Here is a 4,670-nt window from a genome sequence, read left to right on the forward strand (position 1 = left end):
AGCATAACCGCATCGGTACCCACCTTCATCGCACAACGATCGTGGCCGACAAAGAACTGTTTAAAGGTAAAACCGCCGCGCCGCGGGGTCGATTTAGTTTTAATTTGATTACTCACAATGGCCACCAGCAGACAAAACTGGCGTAGCATAAGGCAAACTGATTTAGGGTAAAAGTTAAAAAGGGTGAACCCTGCGGCCATCCCGTCTATAATCGGCGCCCCAAGTAGAGGTAGATAATGACAGCAACCAATTTTTCCGAACTCGAACTCGATGAGCGCCTGATCCTCGCTTTGCGTGATAAAGGCTACGATCGCCCCACCGCTATCCAGGCCGAGGCGATCCCGCCAGCCATGGATGGGCGCGACGTATTAGGTTCGGCACCGACCGGCACAGGCAAAACCGCCGCATTCTTGCTGCCGGTTCTGCAACATCTGCTGGATTTCCCACGTAAGAAGTCTGGCCCACCGCGCGTACTGATCCTCACCCCGACGCGTGAGCTGGCAATGCAGGTGGCCGATCAGGCTCGTGAATTGGCTGCGCATACCTCGCTGGATATCGCCACCATCACCGGCGGCGTGGCGTATATGAACCATGCCGAAGTCTTTAGTGAAAACCAGGACGTGGTAGTTGCCACCACCGGCCGCCTGCTGCAATACATCAAAGAAGAAAACTTTGACTGCCGCGCGGTAGAAACGCTGATCCTGGACGAAGCCGACCGCATGCTCGATATGGGCTTTGCGCAAGACATCGAAACCATCTCGGCCGAAACCCGCTGGCGCACCCAGACGTTACTGTTTTCCGCCACGCTGGAAGGCGAAGCCATCCGCGAGTTCGCTGAGCGCATCCTGAAGGAACCGGTTGAGGTTGAAGCCGATCCGTCCCGCCGCGAACGTAAAAAGATCCTGCAATGGTATTACCGCGCCGATGACGTGAAGCATAAAACCGCCCTGCTGGTGCATCTGCTGCAACAGCCGGACGTGCAGAAGTCAGTGATCTTTGTGCGTAAGCGTGAGCGCGTGCATGAGCTGGCCGCGTGGCTGCGTGAAGCGGGCATCAACACCTGCTATCTCGAAGGGGAAATGGTGCAGGCCAAGCGTAACGAAGCGGTAAAACGCATGATGGATGGCCGCGTTAACGTGCTGGTCGCCACCGACGTTGCGGCGCGCGGGCTGGATATCCTGGATATCACCCACGTGTTCAACTTCGATATGCCGCGTACTGCCGATACCTATCTGCACCGCATTGGCCGTACTGGCCGTGCCGGGCGTAAAGGTACCGCCATTTCGCTGGTAGAAGCGCATGACCATCTGCTGCTGGGCAAAGTGGGGCGTTACCTCAATGAGCCACTGAAAGCCCGTGTGATCGACGAACTACGTCCGTCCACCAAGGTGCCTAGCGAGAAGAGCAACGGTAAACCTTCGAAGAAGGTGCTGGCCAAGCGCGTCGAAGACAAGCTGAAGAACAAAGAGAAGGCCAAGGTGAAGGTACGCCATCGCGACGCGAAAAACGTCGGTAAGCGCCGCCAGCCAAAAGCCAAGCCAGAGGCATAATCAGCCGTATGTTGCTAAAAAACCGCCTCTTGGGCGGTTTTTGCGTTTTAGCGGCAATAGAAAAGGGAGCCGAAGCTCCCTTTTGTCTACCTAGCCGAAAATTACAGGCTTTCGGTAAAGGTACGCGCGATAACGTCACGTTGCTGTTCTGGCGTCAGTGAGTTGAAACGCACCGCATAACCAGAAACACGAATGGTCAGCTGCGGGTATTTTTCTGGGTTCTTAACGGCATCTTCCAGCGTTTCACGGCGCAGCACGTTCACGTTCAGGTGCTGACCACCTTCTACGCGCACGGTAGGCTGCATTTCCATCGGCACTTCGCGGTACTCGATCTGGCCCAGTTCGCTAACAGGCACGATCTGATCTTCCGCATAATCCGCTTTGGCACACACACAGCGCGCTTCTGATTTCTCTTCATCCAGCAGCCAGAAAGAGTTCACCAGTGCTTGATTGTTCGCTTTAGTGATTTGAATACCAGTAATCATTTTGTTGCCTCCGTAATAGGGAGAAAAATTTCTACGTCGCCGAAAACTCGGTTGTGGTTTCCGGCCATTTGGTAAAACCAATGTTGTCTTGTTGTTCTGTATACCAGTCAAACCGGGTCGATTCTTTGACTAAAATCAATTTTTACGGGGTACTAAAATGAGCGACAGAGGCAAATTTATGTTTTATATCAATTTTACCTTTTTGCTCGTTAAAATTATTTTTGTAAATTTTCAAAAATATTTGTATATCTCGCTCGCCATACCCATTGAAAAAGCGGGTTTCGCCGAGCAGAGGTTAACGGTAAGCTATGCACCATGAATTGCTAACAAAAACAAAGGAGAGTGCTTATGTCTACCTCCCTCACCTGGCACGACGTCATCGGCAAAGAGAAAGAGCAGCCTTACTTTCTGGATACACTCGCCTTTGTTGCCAACGAACGTCAGGCCGGTAAGACCATTTATCCACCGCAGAAAGATGTGTTTAACGCTTTCCGCTTTACCGAGTTGGCCGATGTCAAAGTGGTGATCCTGGGGCAAGATCCGTATCACGGCCCGAACCAGGCCCATGGCCTGTCGTTTTCCGTGCGCCCAGGCATCCCTGCGCCGCCTTCACTGGTCAATATGTATAAAGAGTTGGTGACGGACATCCCCGGCTTTGAACGCCCAACACACGGCTGCCTGCAAAGCTGGGCCGAGCAAGGCGTACTTTTGCTCAATACCGTATTAACCGTTGAAGGTGGCCGGGCGCATTCTCACGCCAATCTAGGCTGGGAAACCTTTACCGACAAGGTAATAGCCGCGTTAAACGAAAATCGCGAGGGGGTCGTGTTCCTGCTGTGGGGTTCACACGCACAAAAGAAAGGGAGCTTTATCGATCGCCAGCGCCATCATGTGTTGAAAGCGCCGCATCCCTCCCCGCTTTCTGCCCATCGCGGTTTCCTGGGTTGCCACCACTTTTCGCAAACCAATCAGTTACTGGAACAGCAAGGCCTGGCACCGATTGACTGGGTGCCGCACCTGCCGCAGGAATGATCCAGGCACAAAAAAGGCACCCGTGGGTGCCTTTATCCTCAGCAGGTCTTATTAAGACTTGGCTTTGGATACCGCTACCATCGCCGGGCGCAGCAGGCGACCATTCAGCGTGTAGCCTTTCTGCATTACCATCATCACATGGTTCGGCTGATGGTCGGCTGATTCCATCAGGCTCATCGCCTGGTGAACGTCCGGGTTGAATGGCACGTTGAGTTCGCCTACCACTTCGATGCCGTACTTGCGTACCGCGTCCAGCAGTGACTTCAGCGTCAGTTCAATCCCTTCGATCATCGCGACCAGTTCAGGGTTGTTCTTGTCCGCCAGTTCCAGTGCACGCTCCAGGTTGTCGATCACCGGCAGCAAATCACCCGAGAATTTTTCCAGCGCGAATTTGTGAGCCTTCTCAACATCCAGCTCGCTACGGCGGCGGACGTTTTCCATTTCGGCCTTGGCACGCAGCACACTATCGCGCTCGCGTTGCTGAGCTTCAGCCAGTTGGGCTTCCAACTCGGCAATGCGATCATCGCGCAGATCGGCGCCTGCCGCCATGGCTTCCTCGTGCTGTGCTTGCTGTTCCATTTCTTCCGAGGCTTGCTCGTTTGGCGTCTTCTGTTCTTTACTACTCATGAATATCTCCGCGTTTTAGCATTAATCTCGCAACTTGGCTTATTATGGGGATCAAAACCGGGGTTTCAAGTCAACCGGTCACAATGTGGGGCATAAAGCGTCCCTGGTGAGGAAAATGGCAGCGATGAAGAAAAAATTTGCATGTATTGGCATTGTTGGGCACCCGCGTCACCCTTCCGCATTAGCTACTCATGAGATGCTGTTTGAGTGGTTGGTTGCCCGTGGCTACAAGGTGATCCTTGAACGCCAGATTGCCCACGATTTGGGCATGAAAGACGTAGACACCGGCAGCCTGGCGGAGATTGGTCAACGGGCCGATCTGGCCGTCGTGGTGGGTGGTGACGGTAATATGCTGGGCGCAGCGCGCGTATTGGCGCGTTATGACATCAAGGTGATCGGGGTAAACCGTGGCAATCTCGGCTTCCTGACCGATCTCGACCCGGACAACGCACTCCAGCAGTTGGCGGACGTGCTGGAAGGGGAATATATCGACGAGAAGCGCTTCCTGTTGGAAACCATCGTCCATAAAGAGCACCAGCAATGCCGCGTCAGTACCGCGATTAACGAAGTGGTGCTTCACCCTGGCAAGGTGGCGCATATGATCGAGTTCGAAGTCTATATTGACGATCGCTTCGCCTTCTCGCAGCGCTCCGATGGCCTGATCATCGCCACGCCAACCGGTTCTACCGCCTACTCGCTTTCCGCAGGTGGGCCCATTCTGACTCCATCGCTGGAAGCCATCGCGCTAGTGCCGATGTTCCCGCACACGCTTTCCGCCCGGCCGCTGGTGATCAACGGCGACAGCACCATTCGCCTAAAGTTTTCCCATATAGGCAGCGATCTGGAAATCAGCTGCGACAGCCAGATCGCCCTGCCCATCCAGGAAGGCGAAGAGGTACTGATCCGCCGCAGCGACTTCCACTTAAACCTGATCCACCCCAAGGACTACAGCTATTTCAATACGTTGAGCACCAAA

At 54.0% G+C, this 4,670-nt stretch carries 5 protein-coding genes and 1 pseudogene; 3 read left to right on the forward strand and 3 right to left on the reverse strand.

Translation table 11 applies throughout. The annotated features are described in order from the left end of the window. Positions 1 to 149, reverse strand: a pseudogene (locus ACLQ7H_RS09615) (tRNA (adenosine(37)-N6)-methyltransferase TrmM); the annotation flags it as partial. 87 nt (positions 150 to 236) lie between these two features. Between ACLQ7H_RS09615 and srmB the strand changes: the two are divergent. Next, positions 237 to 1,550 carry an ATP-dependent RNA helicase SrmB gene (srmB, locus tag ACLQ7H_RS09620; protein WP_411752465.1) on the forward strand — a complete coding sequence of 438 codons (1,314 nt, stop codon included), beginning with the start codon at positions 237 to 239 and terminating at the stop codon, positions 1,548 to 1,550. Positions 1,551 to 1,651: 101 nt separating this feature from the next. Here srmB and grcA read toward each other — a convergent pair whose 3' ends face one another. Continuing rightward, positions 1,652 to 2,035: an autonomous glycyl radical cofactor GrcA gene (gene grcA, locus ACLQ7H_RS09625; protein ID WP_021178913.1), complete on the reverse strand. Its 384-nt coding sequence runs from the start codon at positions 2,033 to 2,035 to the stop codon at positions 1,652 to 1,654. 348 nt (positions 2,036 to 2,383) lie between these two features. Here grcA and ung point away from each other — a divergent pair, with 348 nt between their 5' ends. Next, positions 2,384 to 3,067 carry a uracil-DNA glycosylase gene (gene ung, locus ACLQ7H_RS09630; RefSeq protein ID WP_021178914.1) on the forward strand — a complete coding sequence of 228 codons (684 nt, stop codon included), beginning with the start codon at positions 2,384 to 2,386 and terminating at the stop codon, positions 3,065 to 3,067. Positions 3,068 to 3,118: 51 nt separating this feature from the next. On the opposite strand, the gene grpE is transcribed toward ung, so the two are convergent. After that, positions 3,119 to 3,694, reverse strand: a complete 576-nt coding sequence (grpE, locus tag ACLQ7H_RS09635) for a nucleotide exchange factor GrpE (protein ID WP_021178915.1) — start codon at positions 3,692 to 3,694, stop codon at positions 3,119 to 3,121. Positions 3,695 to 3,818: 124 nt separating this feature from the next. On the opposite strand from grpE, the gene nadK reads away from it, so the two are divergent. Beyond that, on the forward strand, positions 3,819 to 4,670 hold an 852-nt coding region (nadK, locus tag ACLQ7H_RS09640), incomplete at its 3' end, for an NAD(+) kinase (RefSeq protein ID WP_411752466.1).

Source organism: Serratia sp. (in: enterobacteria) (assembly GCF_046715635.1).
Taxonomy (GTDB): domain Bacteria; phylum Pseudomonadota; class Gammaproteobacteria; order Enterobacterales; family Enterobacteriaceae; genus Chania.